This window comes from Nostoc sp. UHCC 0870 (assembly GCF_022063185.1).
Taxonomy (GTDB): Bacteria; Cyanobacteriota; Cyanobacteriia; order Cyanobacteriales; family Nostocaceae; genus Trichormus.
This window is the reverse complement of sequence record NZ_CP091913.1, coordinates 2027379-2045000: the sequence shown is the minus strand read 5'-3', so window position 1 is coordinate 2045000 and position 17622 is coordinate 2027379. Positions and strand designations below refer to the sequence as shown.

At 40.2% G+C, this 17622-nt stretch carries 12 protein-coding genes; 7 read left to right on the top strand and 5 right to left on the bottom strand.

Annotated elements, in window-relative coordinates:
* Positions 1 to 144 precede the first annotated feature (144 nt).
* A complete protein-coding gene (pirA, locus tag L6494_RS08860) occupies positions 145 to 300 on the bottom strand; it encodes an arginine synthesis PII-interacting regulator PirA (protein ID WP_237993912.1) in 156 nt (51 codons plus the stop codon).
* 113 nt (positions 301 to 413) lie between these two features.
* Between pirA and L6494_RS08855 the strand changes: the two genes are divergently transcribed.
* From L6494_RS08855 to L6494_RS08845, 3 genes are all read left to right on the top strand, one after another.
* A complete protein-coding gene (locus L6494_RS08855) occupies positions 414 to 1238 on the top strand; it encodes an SAM hydrolase/SAM-dependent halogenase family protein (RefSeq protein WP_237993910.1) in 825 nt (274 codons plus the stop codon).
* A gap of 107 nt (positions 1239 to 1345) precedes the next feature.
* Positions 1346 to 2002: a DUF2301 domain-containing membrane protein gene (locus tag L6494_RS08850; RefSeq protein WP_237993908.1), complete on the top strand. Its 657-nt coding sequence runs from the start codon at positions 1346 to 1348 to the stop codon at positions 2000 to 2002.
* Positions 2002 to 2685 (top strand): ElyC/SanA/YdcF family protein, encoded by a 684-nt coding sequence (locus L6494_RS08845; protein ID WP_237993906.1) that lies wholly within the window; start codon positions 2002 to 2004, stop codon positions 2683 to 2685. Before L6494_RS08850 ends, L6494_RS08845 begins: the two co-directional genes overlap by 1 nt.
* Here L6494_RS08845 and L6494_RS08840 read toward each other — a convergent pair.
* Complete coding sequence (locus L6494_RS08840; protein ID WP_237993904.1) at positions 2655 to 6377, bottom strand: HEAT repeat domain-containing protein; 3723 nt, start codon at positions 6375 to 6377, stop codon at positions 2655 to 2657. The genes L6494_RS08845 and L6494_RS08840 overlap by 31 nt on opposite strands.
* 155 nt (positions 6378 to 6532) lie before the next feature.
* A complete protein-coding gene (locus tag L6494_RS08835; RefSeq protein WP_237993902.1) occupies positions 6533 to 6826 on the bottom strand; it encodes a TIGR03792 family protein in 294 nt (97 codons plus the stop codon).
* Between the two features lie 137 nt (positions 6827 to 6963).
* Here L6494_RS08835 and L6494_RS08830 point away from each other — a divergent pair, with 137 nt between their 5' ends.
* The 3 genes from L6494_RS08830 to L6494_RS08820 all read left to right on the top strand — a co-directional run bounded on the left by L6494_RS08830 (position 6964) and on the right by L6494_RS08820 (position 8711).
* A complete protein-coding gene (locus tag L6494_RS08830) occupies positions 6964 to 7287 on the top strand; it encodes a phasin family protein (protein WP_237993900.1) in 324 nt (107 codons plus the stop codon).
* A gap of 77 nt (positions 7288 to 7364) precedes the next feature.
* Complete coding sequence (locus L6494_RS08825; protein ID WP_237993898.1) at positions 7365 to 7889, top strand: FKBP-type peptidyl-prolyl cis-trans isomerase; 525 nt, start codon at positions 7365 to 7367, stop codon at positions 7887 to 7889.
* A 102-nt stretch (positions 7890 to 7991) separates the two neighbouring features.
* Complete coding sequence (locus L6494_RS08820; protein WP_237993897.1) at positions 7992 to 8711, top strand: class I SAM-dependent methyltransferase; 720 nt, start codon at positions 7992 to 7994, stop codon at positions 8709 to 8711.
* A gap of 66 nt (positions 8712 to 8777) precedes the next feature.
* Here the strand turns inward: L6494_RS08820 and pbpC are convergent, their stop codons facing one another.
* Complete coding sequence (gene pbpC / locus L6494_RS08815) at positions 8778 to 11075, bottom strand: penicillin-binding protein 1C (protein ID WP_237993895.1); 2298 nt, start codon at positions 11073 to 11075, stop codon at positions 8778 to 8780.
* 274 nt (positions 11076 to 11349) lie between these two features.
* Between pbpC and L6494_RS08810 the strand changes: the two genes are divergently transcribed.
* Positions 11350 to 17058 (top strand): alpha-2-macroglobulin family protein, encoded by a 5709-nt coding sequence (locus tag L6494_RS08810; RefSeq protein WP_442946988.1) that lies wholly within the window; start codon positions 11350 to 11352, stop codon positions 17056 to 17058.
* A 322-nt stretch (positions 17059 to 17380) separates the two neighbouring features.
* Here L6494_RS08810 and L6494_RS08805 read toward each other — a convergent pair whose 3' ends face one another.
* Entirely contained in the window at positions 17381 to 17620 is a 240-nt protein-coding gene (locus L6494_RS08805; RefSeq protein WP_237993891.1) for a DUF433 domain-containing protein, read from the bottom strand.
* Positions 17621 to 17622: the final 2 nt, after the last annotated feature.

The following is a 17622-nucleotide window of genomic DNA, read 5'->3' as shown; positions in this document are numbered from 1 at the left end:
TACGATACAAAAAGCTCCTTCATATTAATTTATGGAGGAGCTTTTTGCTTTGCGCCATTACGCTGCAAGTACCTAATAATAGAAAACCCGCCTAGGCGGGATTACACACAACAACACTATGAACAATGAAAAGAAAACTTGACCTTAGCTAAAATATCTCATTTCTGCTTCTAGTTGCCGAATTAGCCTTTGATCACCATGAGCTTTAGCTATTTCTAAGCGATGCTCAATGTTTCTTTGAATATTTTGTTTGTGTAGTTCTTTTGCAGCACTCATGGCTCTGAGTTTATTTTGGCTCATAGTGGTTAACCCCTTTAATTTTTTTCTCTATATTTGTTATTCCTAAGATAACACAAATTTAGTAGCCTTTGTTACAGAAACTTTTGACTTAATATATATTAACTTAAATTGTAATGTTGGAACAGCAGATAAATCAGAACCTCATAACCTTATTAAGCGATTTTGGCGATCGCGATGCTTATGTGGCTGTAATGAAAGGGGTAATTGCCCAAGTCAACCCTAAATTGCAGGTGGTAGACTTGATGCACCAAGTTCCAGCCCAGGATATTGCTGTTGCTAGATTTTGTTTGATGAATGCTTATCCCTATTTCCCGAAGGGGACAGTACATCTAGCAGTTGTAGATCCGGGTGTGGGGAGTCAAAGAAAGGCGATCGCAGTAAAATTTGCTGGTGGGTTTTTGGTAGGGCCAGATAATGGCATATTTAGTGGTGTATTAGCTCAAAGTCCAGCGATCACATCTGTTGAACTGACTAATCACAAATATTGGAGAAGTTCCCCGCCTAGCAAGACTTTTCACGGTAGAGATATTTTCGCACCTGTAGCTGCTCATCTTGCCAGTGGTGTTTCTCTACAACAGCTAGGAGAAGAAATCGATCCAGCTAACTTAGTAAAACTTAATGTTAAGCAGTGTGAGCCAACAAAAACTGGTGTTGTGGGTTGCATTCAATATATAGATCATTTTGGCAACTTAGTGAGTAATATTCCAGAGAGTTGGCTGCAAGGTAAAAAATGGTGTGTACAAATCTCAGGGGTCATTATTCCAGGGTGTGAAACTTACAGTGATGTTCCGTTTGGGGACGCTATTGCTTTAGTTGGGAGTCATGGCTGGGTAGAAATTGCCGTTAACGGTCGTAACGCACATTTACAGATGCAAATCAATTTGTATGATCGATTAGAAGTGTTATTTATGGATAAAAATCAGAATCCTTTGGAATAGTTATGGGGATGGGGAGAGTTTTTCCTAGTTGATAATAGTACAATTGGACTGTCAGCTAATTGCTTTAGCTGTTTAATGAAAAATTGTAACTCTACTGTGATATTTATATGACGACATCAACAGTATCTACACCAGAAGCTTATCAAGGTCAGTTTGGGGAGTTTACAATTACTCAGAGCGATCGCACAGGTGTAATTATCTATCGTGCTGGGTTAATGGTAGCGGCATTGAGCTTTGCGATCGCCAGTGCTTTAGTCTTATTTAACGACAATCCCATTGTTATCCAAGCACTTACCCCTTTATATACTTGTTTCAGCCTGGCTCTTGGTGTGAGTTTATTAACAATACATATTTACATGGCACTGTTGCATAGACTATTGCAAGTATTTTGGTTGATTGGTAGTATTTCCTCATTTCTAATAGGGCATTATGACAGTGAACCTTTTGTTGTCACCGTCTACAATCAACCACTAACTTTATTTGGTGTTGGGTTTACCTTTGTTGCTTTGACGGGGATTTATTTTAAAGAAGCTTTTTGCTTTAATCGCGCTGAAACTAAAGTGTTAACTGTTATAGTACCCCTGCTATTATTAGGGCATTTATTAGGTATTTTACCCACTCAGGCAGAACAATTTTTGTTAGGAGCTTGGGCAACTTTATTCTTGGTGTTTGCGTTGCGGAAAGTAGTGCAAGCAATTCCTCCTGATATTGGTGATAAATCTGTGTTTACTTATTTAAAAAACAAGTCATCGGTCAGAGTTTAATGCAAAGAAAAAATCGCTTATATAAAAAATTATGGGGAATTAGGTTATTTAAGCGTCAAGAAGTTTGGATACTGACGTTGCAAGGATGGCTAGTTGCACTGGGTGTTTTTGTCTGTTTATTATTGTTCACGATAACTAATTTACATTCATTCCTTGCTATTAATGCTCCACTTGAATCGGCAGACGCATTAGTTATAGAAGGGTGGATACCAGATTATGCAATTAAAGAGGCTGTAGATGAATTAAAAAATAGTAATTATCGCATGATAATTACTACAGGAGGAGATTTAGGAAAAGGCACTTATCTAACTGATTATAAAAATTTTGCAGAGGTTTCAGCAGCTACTTTAAAAAAGATTGGTGTTGATGAACAAAAGATATTTACTGTTCCTGCACCGCCAGTTTTAAAAGACCGCAGTTATATATCTGTAGTTGAATTCCGTAAATGGATCACCCGATCAAATTTACAGATTAAAGCTATTAATCTTGTCTCATGGGATGCTCATGCTCGCAGAAGTTGGCTATTCTTTAAAAAAGTGTTATCTCCAGAGATTAAGGTGGGTATAATTGCATCTAAGAGCCAAGGGTACGATCCAGAAAGATGGTGGACTTCTAGTGAAGGTGTCCGAACATTAATTAATGAATTAATTGCTTATATATATGCTGTTGTCTTCAGTTTATGAATAAACTCCCGCACTTGTTCATCTTGATCATGTTCTGCTCTGTCGAGTAATAGTGGTAGCGTTTGGGGATGATGAGGATAATGTTCAATAATTATTTCTAGTGCTACTTGTCGGGGGTTATGTTGAAAATTGTACTCACGGGTAAAGGGATCATTAATAGCACAGTGGTAGAAAACCTCAAATATCTCAGGGTAATCTGGAAAACCTTTAGCTAATTCTTGTAATGCGACTTGGCGTACATCTGCATATTTGTCAGATATAGCGCGTTTTGTGAGGATGGAAAGGGTTTCAGGATCATGGGGAAATCCTGTGGCTAATTCCTGTAATGCGGCTTGGCGCACATCTGCATATTTCTCAGATTTAGCACATTTTTTGAGGATAGGGAGAGTATCAGGGTGATTGTGGAAACCCCTGGCTAATTCCTGGACGGCTGTCCGGCGTACCGATTCGTTATCGTCGGCGATCGCGCGTTGTTTAAGGATACTGAGAGTATCGAGGTCATCTTTAAAGCCTCTGGCTAATTCTTGCACGGCTGCACGGCGCACATCTGAATAAGTATCAATAACGGCGCGTTGTTTGAGGATACTGAGGGTATCAAGGTCATCTTTAAACACCCTAGCTAGTTCTTGAACGGCGGCGCGGCGCACATATTTATCTTCACTAACAGTAGCTTGGTGTTTTAGCCAGGGGAGGGTATGGGGGTCATCTTTGAACACCCTGGCTAATTCTTGCACGGCGGTTTGGCGCACATCGGAATATTTATCTGCGATCGCAATTTGTTTCAAAATACAGAGAGTATCGGAGTCATCTTTAAAACCTCTGGCTAATTCTTGTACGGCGGCTTGGCGCACATATTCATTCTCGTCAGAGGTTACAGCTTGTTTGAGGATGGTTAAGGTATCGGGGTCATCTTTAAAACCCCTAGCTAATTCCTGTACGACCGCTTGGCGCACAGTCCAATCTTCATTAGTGGCGGCGCATTGTTTCAACCAGGGGAGAACATTGGGGTAATCTTTGAAACCCCTAGCTAACTCTTGGATTGCTACTTGGCGCACAGTCCCATACTGATCCACTGTGGCACGTTTTTTCAGCCAAAATAAGGTGTTGGGATTATCTTTAAAACCTCTGGCTAATTCCTGGACTGCTACTTGGCGGACATATTCACTATTATCTGCGATCGCGCGCTTTTGGAGAATGGGGAGGGTATCAGGGTCATCTTTGAAACCCCTGACTAATTCTTGCACTGCGGCTTGTCGCACAGTCCAATCATTATCACTTATGGCGTGTTGTTTCAGCCAAGGGAGAGTATCAGGGTCATCTTTAAAGCCTCTGGCTAACTCTTGCAAGGCTACACGGCGTACATAATCTTTATTATCATCTGTGGCTAGTTGTTTGAGCCAGGGGAGAGTATCGGGGTCATCTTTCCAGGTTGTGGCTACACATACAACTGCTTTGGTGCGAATTTCTTGAACTAACTTAGTTTCTTCTTCATCTAAATAGGGTTGGTAGTAATAGTTAAGGTCGTATTTGGTTAAGGCTTTGATTTTATCTAGTAATTTAGTAGAGACTGACGCTACTAATAAGCGATTTCTAACTTCTGCTAGACATTTAGCAGCTAAAAACAAGTTAATAAATTTTTCTTTTTCGCCATCTTGAGCTATTAAATAATCCAGGATTTCGCAAACAAATCTCGATTCAATCATGGCGATAATTAGGCGTAGCACCTCATGCCAAGTCTCATCTTGCCAATGTTTACCAAATACTTCACAATTGAGTCCCTTAATAGAGATAACTTGTATTTCTTTAAACTGCCAGACAAATTCCCAAGCGCAGAAATATTCTAAAAAAGTTCGATGCACAAAAGCATAATAATCTGCGCCTAAAAAACATAACATAAAGTTGCGAGTCCGTAGTTGATTAATCATCACTCTGGCAACTTTTGTCGGTTGTTCAAATTCGATGTTTTTGAGATAGCGGATTAAGATTTTTTCTAAATCATTAGCACTAATTAAATTGCCTACTAAACCCTTAGCACTGGTTTGCATATGATAGGCAACTTGCCGCAACATTGCCTGTTTATCTTTATAATCAATGGTTTTAGGATCTAGGCGATAATCTTCCACTAAAGCGCGTTCTACATCCCATTGATGTAGCAGTACCCGTGATGCTTGTTCGTATAATGTTGCCCTATCTCTGGGTAATTCTTGGTTACGGTTGAGAATCGCCATCATTGTTAATAAGAGGGGATTTCCTGCTAGTTCAGTGATGGCTTTTGATGTGTCAATCGCTCGTTGTAATCGTTCTTTTTTGCGATGTCTATCTACCTGATCTGTAAAATTTAATTCATGCCAACGATTGATAAACTCTTGGATTTGTTCTGGCTCTAAATCTTGGATCATGAAATGCCGAAATTCTGCATCTCTTAATCTTTGTGGTTTATAGCCAATTACACGAGAAGTTACAATTACTCTGACATCAGGATATTGATTGGTAAAACGATGAATATCTGTAATTACATCCTCTCGCTTGGCAAGATCAAATACTTCATCTAAACCATCAAACATGACTAAAGCATTACCTGCTTTGAGTTGTTCGTGGAGTTTATTTTGATTGAGATGATGAACTATACCACTACATTTATGAAAAAATTCTAGAAAATTATGGCATTCATGATTTTCTCTTCTGCGGATATAGGTACGCAACTCAATTAATAATGGAATTGCGGAAGAAACTACATTATTTAATGGTGTTTCTGCCCAATTTAATGCTAAAAATTGTAATAATGTCGATTTACCAGAACCAGGATCGCCTAAAATAACTATATAGTTATAATTTAGAGGATCATTGATAATATCTAAGACTGAAGTTGTTGGCTGTTCAAAATAAATTTGTTTGTAGTATTCTAGAGCTTCTGGGGTGATTTCTTCATCTAATTGCTTACTTTCTTGTAGTCGTTTGAGGTGTTCTTTAGGGAGTTCATGCACCTGTGATAATACTTGATGAACTTCTCGCACTTGTTGAGGGATGAACATCCGCCACAACTTTAATTCATTGTAGGCGTAACCAGTAGTATCTAAACTATCTAGTTTAAGATTTCCATATCGCTCGCGGAGTCCTTCTTGGTATTTTTTTAAGTCGAAATCTGGGGTAATACCATTAATTTCTAGCAAGGTATTGTTTAATGATTCTAGATACTGGGAATCTAAAAGTGGGCGTAATTGTTCGGATTCACGAATAATTGCTTTAACTTTTTTCAGATAGCGTTTGGCTAATCTTTCCCAATCAAATTGCTGGGGTAGATTGGGTAACTTCATTTCATGCCAGGTATGGGTTAAGACTTTAGCGTCTATAACTTGACAATTTGCTTGAAAAGGTTCACCGAGAATCAGCTTAATTGATTTATTAACAATAAATTTTTTTAAACCATGATTATATTGTTGCAGTTCGGTTTCTTCTAAGTCTGCATCTTCTAGTTCTTGCTGCATTAATTGCAAGAATTCTTTTAAAGCTTTGCCAGCCGCAATGTCAATATCTTCTGGTTTTATCTGCTGTAAAATGTTGCCAGGAATACCTTTTAATAAGTCTTTCGCCCAATCTTTAGCGGCATCTTTTGCTAAGTCTTCAAAAATCGACTTAAAAGCAAAACCGACAGCTTGAGTTATGCCCCAAACAGCTAACCAATCTAATATCATACTCGCGTCTGCTGAGGTTGTGACTTTGAGTATATCTAAGAGTTCAGAAAACTGCTCTATATTTAAACATAATTGCAGAAATTGGGTTTTACTGGGTAAGTAAGTTCTTTTAAAGAATAGTATCGGGTGCTAGTTTTTGGGAGCGTTGTTCTTAACTACTGTACCTGATATTCTTTTGACTCGACTAACTCATAGGTATTACCTATCACTTGGGCAAATTTTTGCTCGACCGCCTGTAAATCTTCTAGGGGTATGGCTTGCCATTGTTCTTTCGTTGCCCAACGAATAATAAATATAATTTCTGTGGAGTCTTGCGGATTAATCCACACTTCTTTACCCAAAAACCCCGGATACTTAGCCAAAACAGTTGTCCAAATGGCTGCATCCTTTTGTAGATAATCTTCTCGCGTACCGGGGGTAACTTTAAACTTAAGAAATTCTATAACCATACCCTTATCATCCTATGTGTTTGCCAATTTGCCAAAATAGAGATGTAGGCTAAAATAACGACGCTTCCAGCATAGCTTGATTGCACATAGTTAAAAGCAAAGGTCGGCTGGTTTGAAATAAATAACAGGAAGGATGTATGGACAGCAACAACTGGTTGCAACAACTAATGATGCTTGGTATTGGGACAACTTCTCTAGTAGCGGAAAAACTTAAGGAAGTCAGTGAAGAATTGGTAAAAGACGGCAAACTCAATCCTGAGCAAGCAAAGGCGGTGATGGATGATATTGTAGAGCAGTTAAAGTCAGAGCAGGGAACGTGGGAAACGCAAATGCAACGGCAAATGCGAAATATGATGCAGGATTTGGGGGTAGCGCGTCAGTCTGAGGTAGATGAACTGCGGGGTAGAATTGATAGATTGGAACGTCAAGTCCGAGATTTAGAAAATAAGCTTTGGCGTTAGGATCTGGTTGTGATTTAAACTAAGTTTTGTTCTGTTGGTAATTTTCATCGCCAAACTACCCAGTAGGAGGGCTAATTTTGAAAGCAATTTTACTCAGCGTGGGTGTCATGCTGGTCTGTGTTGTGGTTTTAGTGTTGTCACAAATTGGCGGTAAGCAGGAATCTGCTATTGCTGCAACTGTGACCCCAACTGTACCAGCAACCACCATCGTTACAGAAAACAATACCTTAATAGCGAACAATCATATGTCTGATGCCTCCAAAGTCGTTACTACCCCTTCTGGTTTGAAGTATGAGGAAATAGAAGAGGGAACTGGTGCAACACCTGTAAAGGGACAAACCGTGACAGTGCATTACACCGGTACTTTAGAAAATGGGACTAAATTTGATAGTTCCCGCGATCGCAATCGTCCTTTTAGCTTTACCATCGGTGTTGGACAGGTAATTCAAGGTTGGGATGAAGGACTCAGCACTATGAAAGTAGGTGGTCGTCGTCAGCTAATCATCCCCGCAGAACTAGGTTATGGTTCTCGCGGTGCTGGTGGTGTGATTCCCCCTAACGCTACCCTGTTGTTTGATGTGGAATTATTAGGGGTTAAGTAAAGATTAGGGGTGTGGGGGTGTAAGGGTGTAGGGGTGTAGGGGTAAAATCCTATCCCCAATACCCGGTCAACCGTCAACCGTCAACCGTCAACCGTCTCTAAAATGTCTAAAAATTCTTCCTACAATCCTCTATTTTCAGTAAACACTCAACAAGAGAAATGGCAGCAGAGGGTAGCGCAGGTAGCATATCGCTTCAATAAACAATATCACAATGAACAATTTGAACTACCTGAAGAAGTGCAGTCCATGCCGATATTTCAAGAATGGAAATCTGGACTGTTGACGGGGAGAATTGTTTCGCCTTTCTGGGAAATTGCTAAACCCCAAAAAAATCAGCACTGTTTGGATATTGGTTGTGGTGTCAGCTTTTTGATTTATCCTTGGCGAGATTGGCAAGCCTTTTTTTACGGTCAAGAAATTAGTAATGTGGCGCGAGATACCTTAAATTCTCGTGGTTCACAGTTGAATTCTAAGTTATTTAAAGGGGTGGAATTAGGCGCAGCACATCAATTGAATTATGCCACAGAGCAATTTGATTTAGCGATCGCTACAGGATTTAGCTGCTATTTTCCCCTGGAATATTGGAGTTCTGTATTAACAGAAGTCAAACGGGTGTTAAAACCCGGTGGACTATTTGTATTTGATATCCTCAACCCTGAACACTCTTTAGCAGAAGATTGGGCTGTGCTAGAAACCTATTTAGATGCGGAAGTTTTTCTAGAACCTGTGGCGGTGTGGGAAAAAACCATCAAAGCATCTGGGGCGAAAATTGTCACCAGATTGACGGGAGAATTATTTGATTTATACAAGATAAAATTTTAACCCTTCCATCTATTGATGATCAGAATTTATTCAGCATTACTAATTTAATGCCATGAAGAGATTATATTATTGGGGATTGGCGATAGAAAAACCCCGACGTGTGGAACGAATATTAGCTAAATCGACTTGAAAACTAACTTTATCCTGCCTTTCCCCGCTTCTCGCTGCCAAAGTCCAGTTACCAGGACGCAAATACCAAAACATAGAATTAACTTGGCTATCTAGCTTTTCCCCATTCAGCCACCACTCCACAGATGTAGATTTATTTCCTGCTAGTTTGAATTCTAATTTTTGCTGTCCCTCTGTACCGGGATATACCAAAAATAAATCACCATTTTTGGGAGAGAGAATCCTTAAATTATTAGTAACTAAACTTGATGACGGCTGTTTTGCTAGCCATTCATCATACTCTGACGGTAAATTAAAATCCTGCTGAGTTTCATAGGCGATTTTATCTTGAGGATAAAAATATTCCTGCACCACAGAGTTACAGTCTGGTGTGGGTTTTAAGCCAGAGACAGCACATATAGGCAGTTTAATCAATCCTGTTGGAGAGGGAAAAGCGGCTGATTCTTGGTGTTCGTGCAGGTGTAACATGATGCGATTCCATAGAGGTGCTGCACCCATGACTCCCGACACTTGACGCATCGGTTCACCGTTGAAATTTCCTACCCAAGTTGCAACGGTGTAGTCGGTAGTAAAGCCAACTGTCCAAGTATCGCGGAAGTTGGAGGAAGTACCAGTTTTGACAGCTGCGGGGAAGGGTAAATTTAACACCGAGTCTACACCAAAAGCTGTAGCACGGGCATGGTTATCACTCAGCATATCGGTGATAAGTTGCCATGTGGTGGGTACTGGGGACTGGGGATTGGGGACTGGGGATTGGGAAAATACAGGAACTAAAGGTGTGGTTTTTCCTTGTTGGGCGATGGTGAAGTAAGCTTGGGCTAGTTCCCAGAGAGAGACTTCGCCGCTACCGAGAGTTAAACCTAAACCGTAATATTCTGGGGTTTGCTTGAGGTGGGTAAAGCCAAGTTGATGTAGACGTGCTAAAAAAGATGGTACGCCGACTTTTTCTAAGACGCGCACGGCTGGTATGTTGAGGGAATTAGCTAAAGCTAGGCGTATTCTGACGGGGCCGAGAAAGTTCTGGCTGTAGTCTGTGGGACTATACAGTTTTGCACCGGGAATAGCGTAGTGGGTGGGTACATCAGCCAAAATAGTGTTTGGGCGAATCGCATCTTTTTCTAAAGCCAACTCATACACAAACGGCTTGAGGGTAGAACCCGGTTGACGTAACGCCTGTACGCCATCGTTACGTCCTAGTTTGGCTTCATTAAAGTAATCAGGTGAACCGACATAGGCTAAAACTTCCCCAGTGTGGTTGTCAATTACCAAAGCCGCCGCATCGTGGACATTATTGGCGGCGAGGTGGGAAATTACTTGCTGTACTTGCGCTTCGACAAATTGCTGTAAGGATTTATCTATAGTGGTGCGAACGGGGGAAGTTATTTCTGTCTCAGATAACTGACTGACTAACCAAAATAAAAAATGAGGTGCGGCGAGAATTCCTCGTTTCCGTGACTGAAAGACGACTTTTTCGGTGAGGGTTTTCTCAACTATTTGGTTAGTAATATACCCCTCTTGTACCATGCGGTTGAGGACATATTTTTGTCGCTGCTGGAGTCGATTCCAATGCTGTAACGGGTCAAAATAAGTGGGATTATTAGGAATAGCAGCAAGGAGACTGGCTTGGGCGATATTTAAATCACTGGCGGGGATGGAAAAATAAGTTCTAGCGGCGGCTTCTACACCGTAGATATTACCTCCCATTGGTAGACGATTAACATATGCAGACAGGATTTCGTCTTTGTTCATCCCTGCTGCTAACCGCCAAGCCAACCAAATCTCCTTAATTTTCCCAGAGAGGTTGCGGGGGGATGGTGCTAACATCCGCGCCAATTGCATGGTAATTGTGGAAGCACCAGAAACAATTTTTTTGGTATGAATGGCTTGTTGGATAGCGCGGATAATAGCCTGCATATCCAATGCGCCATGATGATAGAAGCTACCATCTTCCGCCGCTAAAATTGCTTGGATAAATTGGGGTGAAACCTGCTTTAGTGGTACAACTGCGGTATGTTCTTGGTCACGAGTGAGGATTGTTCCTAATGGTAGCCCATTGCGATCGCTAAATTCCCAAGCCAGTTGATTCTGTGCAATATCTCCAGCACGAATCGGTGCAAAATAAGGCAATAATCGCACACATAGGCACATCAACACCACAACCAAAACCACCTTAATACTTTTACGATGTCTAAGTTGTTGTGTAATTTTCCGCCGCCAACCCTTTACCCTATTCATCACGTAATTAGCTTTAATTTCATCTCAACTAAATAAATACACATCACCTTTTCAAGTTAACGTTTTCTCAATCACTTAATTTACAAAAATTAATTAAAACCAAATAGTTAACAATTGTGATCATTTCAGGAAACAATCACACAAAATTGGTTATCCATATAATGTAGCTGTTCCATAATCTATAAAATCTCAGACTTTCCCTCTCTGCGCCTCTGCGTGAGATAAATTCCTATTCTAAATCACATACAAACCCAGCATGATTATAAAAACTTTCATGCGATTCCTACTAACCTTTGCACTCATATTAGGAATCGCATCTTGTAACTTTATTGGCATATCATCAAAACCACAACTCCCAACCGTTACAGCACTCACCCCACCCAACTTACCAGATTGGATTGAACAAATTAGCCCCATTGGTAACGCCAAACCCCTCAATCAAATTCGCATCCGCTTCAAAGAACCATTAATCCCCGTCGAAAAACTAGACACTCCCGAACAACAAAACCTATTACAAAAATTTGCCCTTTGGCCACCCTTACCCGGTCAATTTCGCTTTTTAACACCGCGCATGGTAGGCTTTCAAGCAGATAAAGCCTTACCCCAAGCCACAAGATTGCAAGTTACCCTCAAAGCAGGTTTAGCAGACTTAAAAAATCATCGCCTAGAAAAAGATTTAGCTTGGACTTTTAATACTAACCCCATTGAATTAACTAACTTACCCGGTGTAAATCCTGTAGAACAAGCAGAAATTCAGCCAGTTGACTTACAGCCAAAACTACAATTTACCTCTAATACAGAACTTAACTTAGCTTCTGTCCAAGAACATCTCCAGTTAATTCCCGAAGGAAAAAGTAAAGGTGTTAGTTTTAAAGTAGCTTTAGCTAAAGCCGAACAGCCAACAGAAAATGAAGAACCTTTAGAAAAATTCGACCCTTCAGCCCGTAATTGGGTTTATGATTTATTTCCCCAACAAAATTTAGAAAAAGCTACGAGTTATCGACTGGTATTTTCTCCTGGTATCTTACCTGCGGATGGTAACTTACCTACAGATAAAGAATTTGTCAGTAAATTAGCAACTTATTCACCTTTAGCATTTAAACAAATTAACTTTTACGGACAACCAGATGCAGGCGGAACTTACGGGAGATTTGTAAAAGGCAGTCCCCAGCTAGAGTTTAATAATATATTAGTTGCAGATACTGTTAGAGAACATATTAAAATTGACCCTGCACCAAAAGATATTTCTAGACTGCTACAAATAGGTGATGAAGATAGATTTATCAGCATCAATCCCTATGCTTTAGCACCAGCTACTAACTATAAAATTACTATTGATAAAAACCTCAAAGATAAGTTTGGACAAACCTTAAATAAACCTGTCATACTCAACTATAATACTGGAGACTTAGCCGGGGATATCTGGACTCCCTCGGATTTGCATATTTTTCCATCCGGGCAGAATTTACAACTCAATATTAATACAGTCAACTTACCAGAGTCACAATATAAAGCCGCTTATCGGGTAGTACAACCTACAGATTTAGTTTACGCTAGGGGAGCTTATCCCCAAGGTAATGATAATGATTTATTACCAAAACTAAGTGAGTGGCAAAGTTTTAAAGTTTCAGCTAAAAATAATCAGCAGACTGATGTCACTGTACCACTACGAGAAAAACTTGGTGCTGCTACAGGAATGTTAGCCTATGGGGTGCAGGCACGCACAAATAAATATCAAGACAACGGTAAAGAATTGTGGCGAGAACCTACGACTTATGGCTTAGTGCAATTAACAAATTTGGGTGTATTTAGCCAATGGTTTCCTGATTCTGCTTTCATTCGTGTCAATCATCTTAGTGATGGTTCACCTGTGAAAGCTGCACCTATCGAAATTTATCAATTAAGATTAGATGCTAAATATCGTGATCCAGTTCAACCTTGTGTCACAGGTAAAACAGATAATGATGGTAATTTAAGACTTCAGCGTCAAGATTTACAGCAATGTTATATCACCAATAAAGAGTTTGTCAAATCACCAGAATTATTAGTAATTGCTCGTGAAAATCAAGATTGGGCATTTACAAAAACCGAAGAATATAGCGGTGTTTATGGTTATGGTATTGATGCAGGTTGGGCAGATAACAAACCAGTTTCACGCGGGGTAATATTCTCAGATAGGCAGTTATATCAACCAGGAGAAAAAGCTGCTTTTACTGGTTTTGCTGACTATTTAGAAAATGGGATGATTCAGCAAGATAAAAATGCAGTTTACCAAGTAAGTTTGATAAATCCTGATGGACAGAAGACAGACTTAGGGAATAAAACTACAAATCAATTTGGGACATTTTCGCTAGAATTACCAATCAATAATAATCAAAAATTAGGGTACTATACAATCCAAGCTAAGGGTAAAGACAACAGAGAAATTTCCGGTGAGTTTCGGGTAGCTGAATTTAAACCGCCGAATTTTAAAGTCGAACTCGATGTAGATAAAGAATTTGCCTTGGTTGGGGATAAGGTGGAGACGACAGCAGCGAGTAATTATTTATTTGGTGCGCCAGTCGAGGGAGGAGAAGCCAAATATTTTGTGACTCGTCGCCAGGAGAATTTTATCCCTAAAAATTGGGAAGAATTTAGTTTTGGTAGACAATGGTTTTGGCCAGAAGAAACTCCTGCTGTTCCTAGTGATGTCTTAGAAACTAATACTAAATTAAATGCAAATGGTAAAACCAGTCAAACGGTAACGGTGGCGAAAGATTTACCCTATCCCATGACTTACCGTGTGGATGTACAAGTTGCAGATGTTTCTAATTTATCTGTGGCTAGTTCCAAATCCTTTACAGCTTTACCAAGTAATCGTTTGATTGGTTTAAAAAGTAATTTTATTGCCAATTCTGATAAACCTTTCCCTGTAGAAGTGATTGTGACTGAACCTACAGGAAAACTCATGACCAATCAACGAGTCAGGGTAGAATTACAACAGATGAAATATAGTAGTGTGACGCAATTAGTAGAAGGTAGTCGCACAGCAAAAAACCAAGTTGAATATAAGACGGTAGCACACGCAGAAATTACATCTGCGGAAAGTCCCCAAATTGTAAATTTCACACCATCCGCATCAGGTTCATATCGCATTCGAGCTAATTTTAGCAATTCTCAAGAAGAATTAACAGCCACAGATAGCCAAATTTGGGTGACAGGAAATAATCCAGTTTATTGGGGTTCAGAAGAACAGAACCGCTTAGAAGTTAAACTAGATAAAAAAGAATATAAACCTGGTGAAATTGCTACCGCTTTAATTCAATCTCCCTACCCAGATGCAGAGTTATATTTCGCCGTTATTAAAGATAAACCTCTGTATCAACAGCTAACTAAAACCAAGGGAGGCGCACCACAAATTCAATTTCAAGTCACGCCGGAAATGTTACCCAACGCAGCAGTAGAAGCTGTGTTAGTTAGACAAGGTACGCCTCTAAATCAAGTAGAAGCGGGAAGTTTAGATAAGTTAGTCAAAATTGGGTTTACGCCTTTTAAAGTGAACTTGCAAGATAAATATTTAAAAGTGCAAGTTACACCATTGCAAGCCTCATTAGCACCAGGTGCAGAGTCAACGATACAACTAGAACTGAAAGATAACCAAAATCAACCCACCCAAGGACAATTAACCGTCATGGTGGTAAATGAGGCGGTGTTACAACTGTCTGGTTATCGTCCGCCAAATTTGGTAGATACAGTTTACGCAGAACAGCCAATATCTACCCGCTTTAGTGATAATCGTCCTGATGTGGTGATACAACCCCAAGAGGTAGCGAAACCTAAAGGTTGGGGTTATGGTGGCGGGTTTTCAGCCAATGCAGCTAATACCCGTGTCCGCACAGATTTCCAAGCTTTAGCTTATTACAATGGTTCTGTCCTCACCGATGCTGATGGTAAAGCACAGATATCTTTGAAATTACCAGATGACTTAACTACATGGCGGGTAATGGTTGTCGCTACTGATGGAAATCTCCGCTTTGGTAATGGGGACGCGACGTTTATCACCACCAAGCCACTACTAACTAATGCCATTTTGCCACAGTTTGCCCGTCCAGGCGATCGCATCTTAGCCGGTTTATCTGTCACCAATAACACTGATACTTCAGGAAACTTAACAATTAACGGCGAACTCAACGGTACAGTCAAATTTGCTGAAAAGAACCCCAACACCACTAATTTACAAACCAAAACACAATCAACAACTCAAGCTTATCGCTTTCCAATGGTGGCTGAGAATGTCGGCGTGGCGCAAGTCCGCTTTACTACCCAGCTAAATAATACAGCCGCCGATGCCTTTGCCGTACCGTTAGAAGTCAAGCCGTTAGAAGTTACAGAACAAGTTGTAGAAACTGGCGTGACTGATAAGCAAGTCAAAATTCTTCTCAATGTTGATAAAAATGTCTCTTTGGAAGCTGGCGGTTTAGATATTCAACTAGCGAGTACCTTAATCCCAGAAATCAAAGCACCAGCTAAACAAGTATTAGCAGATAATGATTTACCCTTCGCTGAACCTGCGGCGAGTCAGTTAATGATTGCGGCTAACCTACAAACTTTAACGCAAAAATATAATCAAACATTTGCAGAATTTAATCCTCAGCAACAGGCGAATCAAGCCATTACCCAATTACAAAAATTGCAAATCGCTGATGGTGGTTTTGCAGCCTTCCCAGGACAAGAAAAATCTGACCCTTGGGTTTCTGCTTACGCTGCTGCATCTCTAAGTCAAGCCAAACAAGCCTTCCCCAATTCTGTAGATACTGCAATGTTATCTCGCTTAAAGAATTATTTGCAGAAAGTCTTGGCGAACCCTGGACAATACGACTTTTGTAAACAGCAATTATGTAAAACTCAACTACAACTCAATGCTTTAATTGCATTAGCAGAACTGGGAGATAAACGCAATAGTTTCTTAGGGAATATTTATCAACAACGTAATAATTTTGATATCGTTACCCAAATCAAACTAGCACGGTATTTATCTCAATTCCCAGAATGGCAGGATGAATCACAACAAATGTTCAATCAGTTACAAAAGAATATCTACGAAACTGTTAGGACAGCAGTGATTAGCTTACCCAAACAATGGGGATGGATGAGTTCAAATACCACAGCACAAGCACAGGCTTTAAGATTATTTATCGCCAAACAAAGTAAGCCAGAAGTCATCGATAAATTATTTCAAAGTCTGTTAGCACAACGCAGAAACGGCACATGGCAAACCGATTATAATAATGCTCAAGCTTTAACAGCATTAGTAGAATATAGCCAACTCCAACCCACACCACCCAACTTTTTAGCGACAGTACAATTAGCAGGTAAAAAACTCGGAGAAAATCGCTTTAATGGCTATCAAAATCCTAGTTTACAATTAAATATCTCAATGGATAAATTACCTCGTGGTCGTCATGATTTGACCTTGCAAAAATCTGGTAATGGTAAATTACATTATTTAGTAGCTTATAACTACCGTTTGCAAGGAAACCAACCGGGGAGATTTAACGGTTTACGAGTTACAAAAGCCATTAGCAAAGTTGGAGAAACTAAACCTCTGCAAAAAACAGGGATTTACGCTTTTGATAAACCATTAAGTGTAGAAAGTGGACAAGTGTTTGATATTGGTTTAGAAATCATTGCTGACCATCCTGTGGATCATATAGTAATTAAAGACCCATTACCAGCAGGATTAGAAGCAATAGACCAGAGTTTTCAAACTGCAACAGTCGCATTACAAGCACAGGCCGATAGTTGGCAACTTGGCTATAAGAATATCTACCGCGATCGCATTATCGCCTACGCTGACTACCTCGAACCAGGAGTTTATAGCCTGCACTACTTAGTCCGTTCTGTAACTCCCGGTACATTCCTCTGGCCTGGCGCGGAAGTTCATTTGCAGTATGCACCAGAAGAGTTTGGACGTTCAGCCAGTTCTACGCTACAAATTCATTGACACTCTCACCACTAAATGCTTTGCATTGTAGTGGGAGATTCTTGCTTCAATGGGTTTGTCTAGTTTTGAACCATCTCTGACTCAAAACCCCGTCCAGATTCCCCTCCACAAGCATCTGTTTAAAGTTCACCGACTGCCCGACGGCAAACTAAAAAATACTTATTCTCATGTATCGTTATCTCATTCACAACATTCGACCCCCCGGTATTCCGGTATTTCCTTTTGGTGATGCGAGTTATCTGGCGAGAAACACCAATCTTGGCTCACTGGGCGCATCTGGGCGCATTGCCATGATTATTTTATCATGCTTGATTCCTAAATTTCATCCAGCTTGCTCACCAAGTATGGGAAAAACCTGTTCGCGTGCCAACCATGCAGCATACATTAATGATTGCTGAATATCGTCTGATTCCAAATATGGATAATCTTCTATGATTTCAGCCACTGTTTTGCCATTGGCGACCAAATTTAAAATTAATGAAACCGGAACTCGCATTCCCCTAATGCAAGCTTGTCCACCCATAATGCGGGGGTCAAATGTAATGCGGTCAAATCCTAACATAT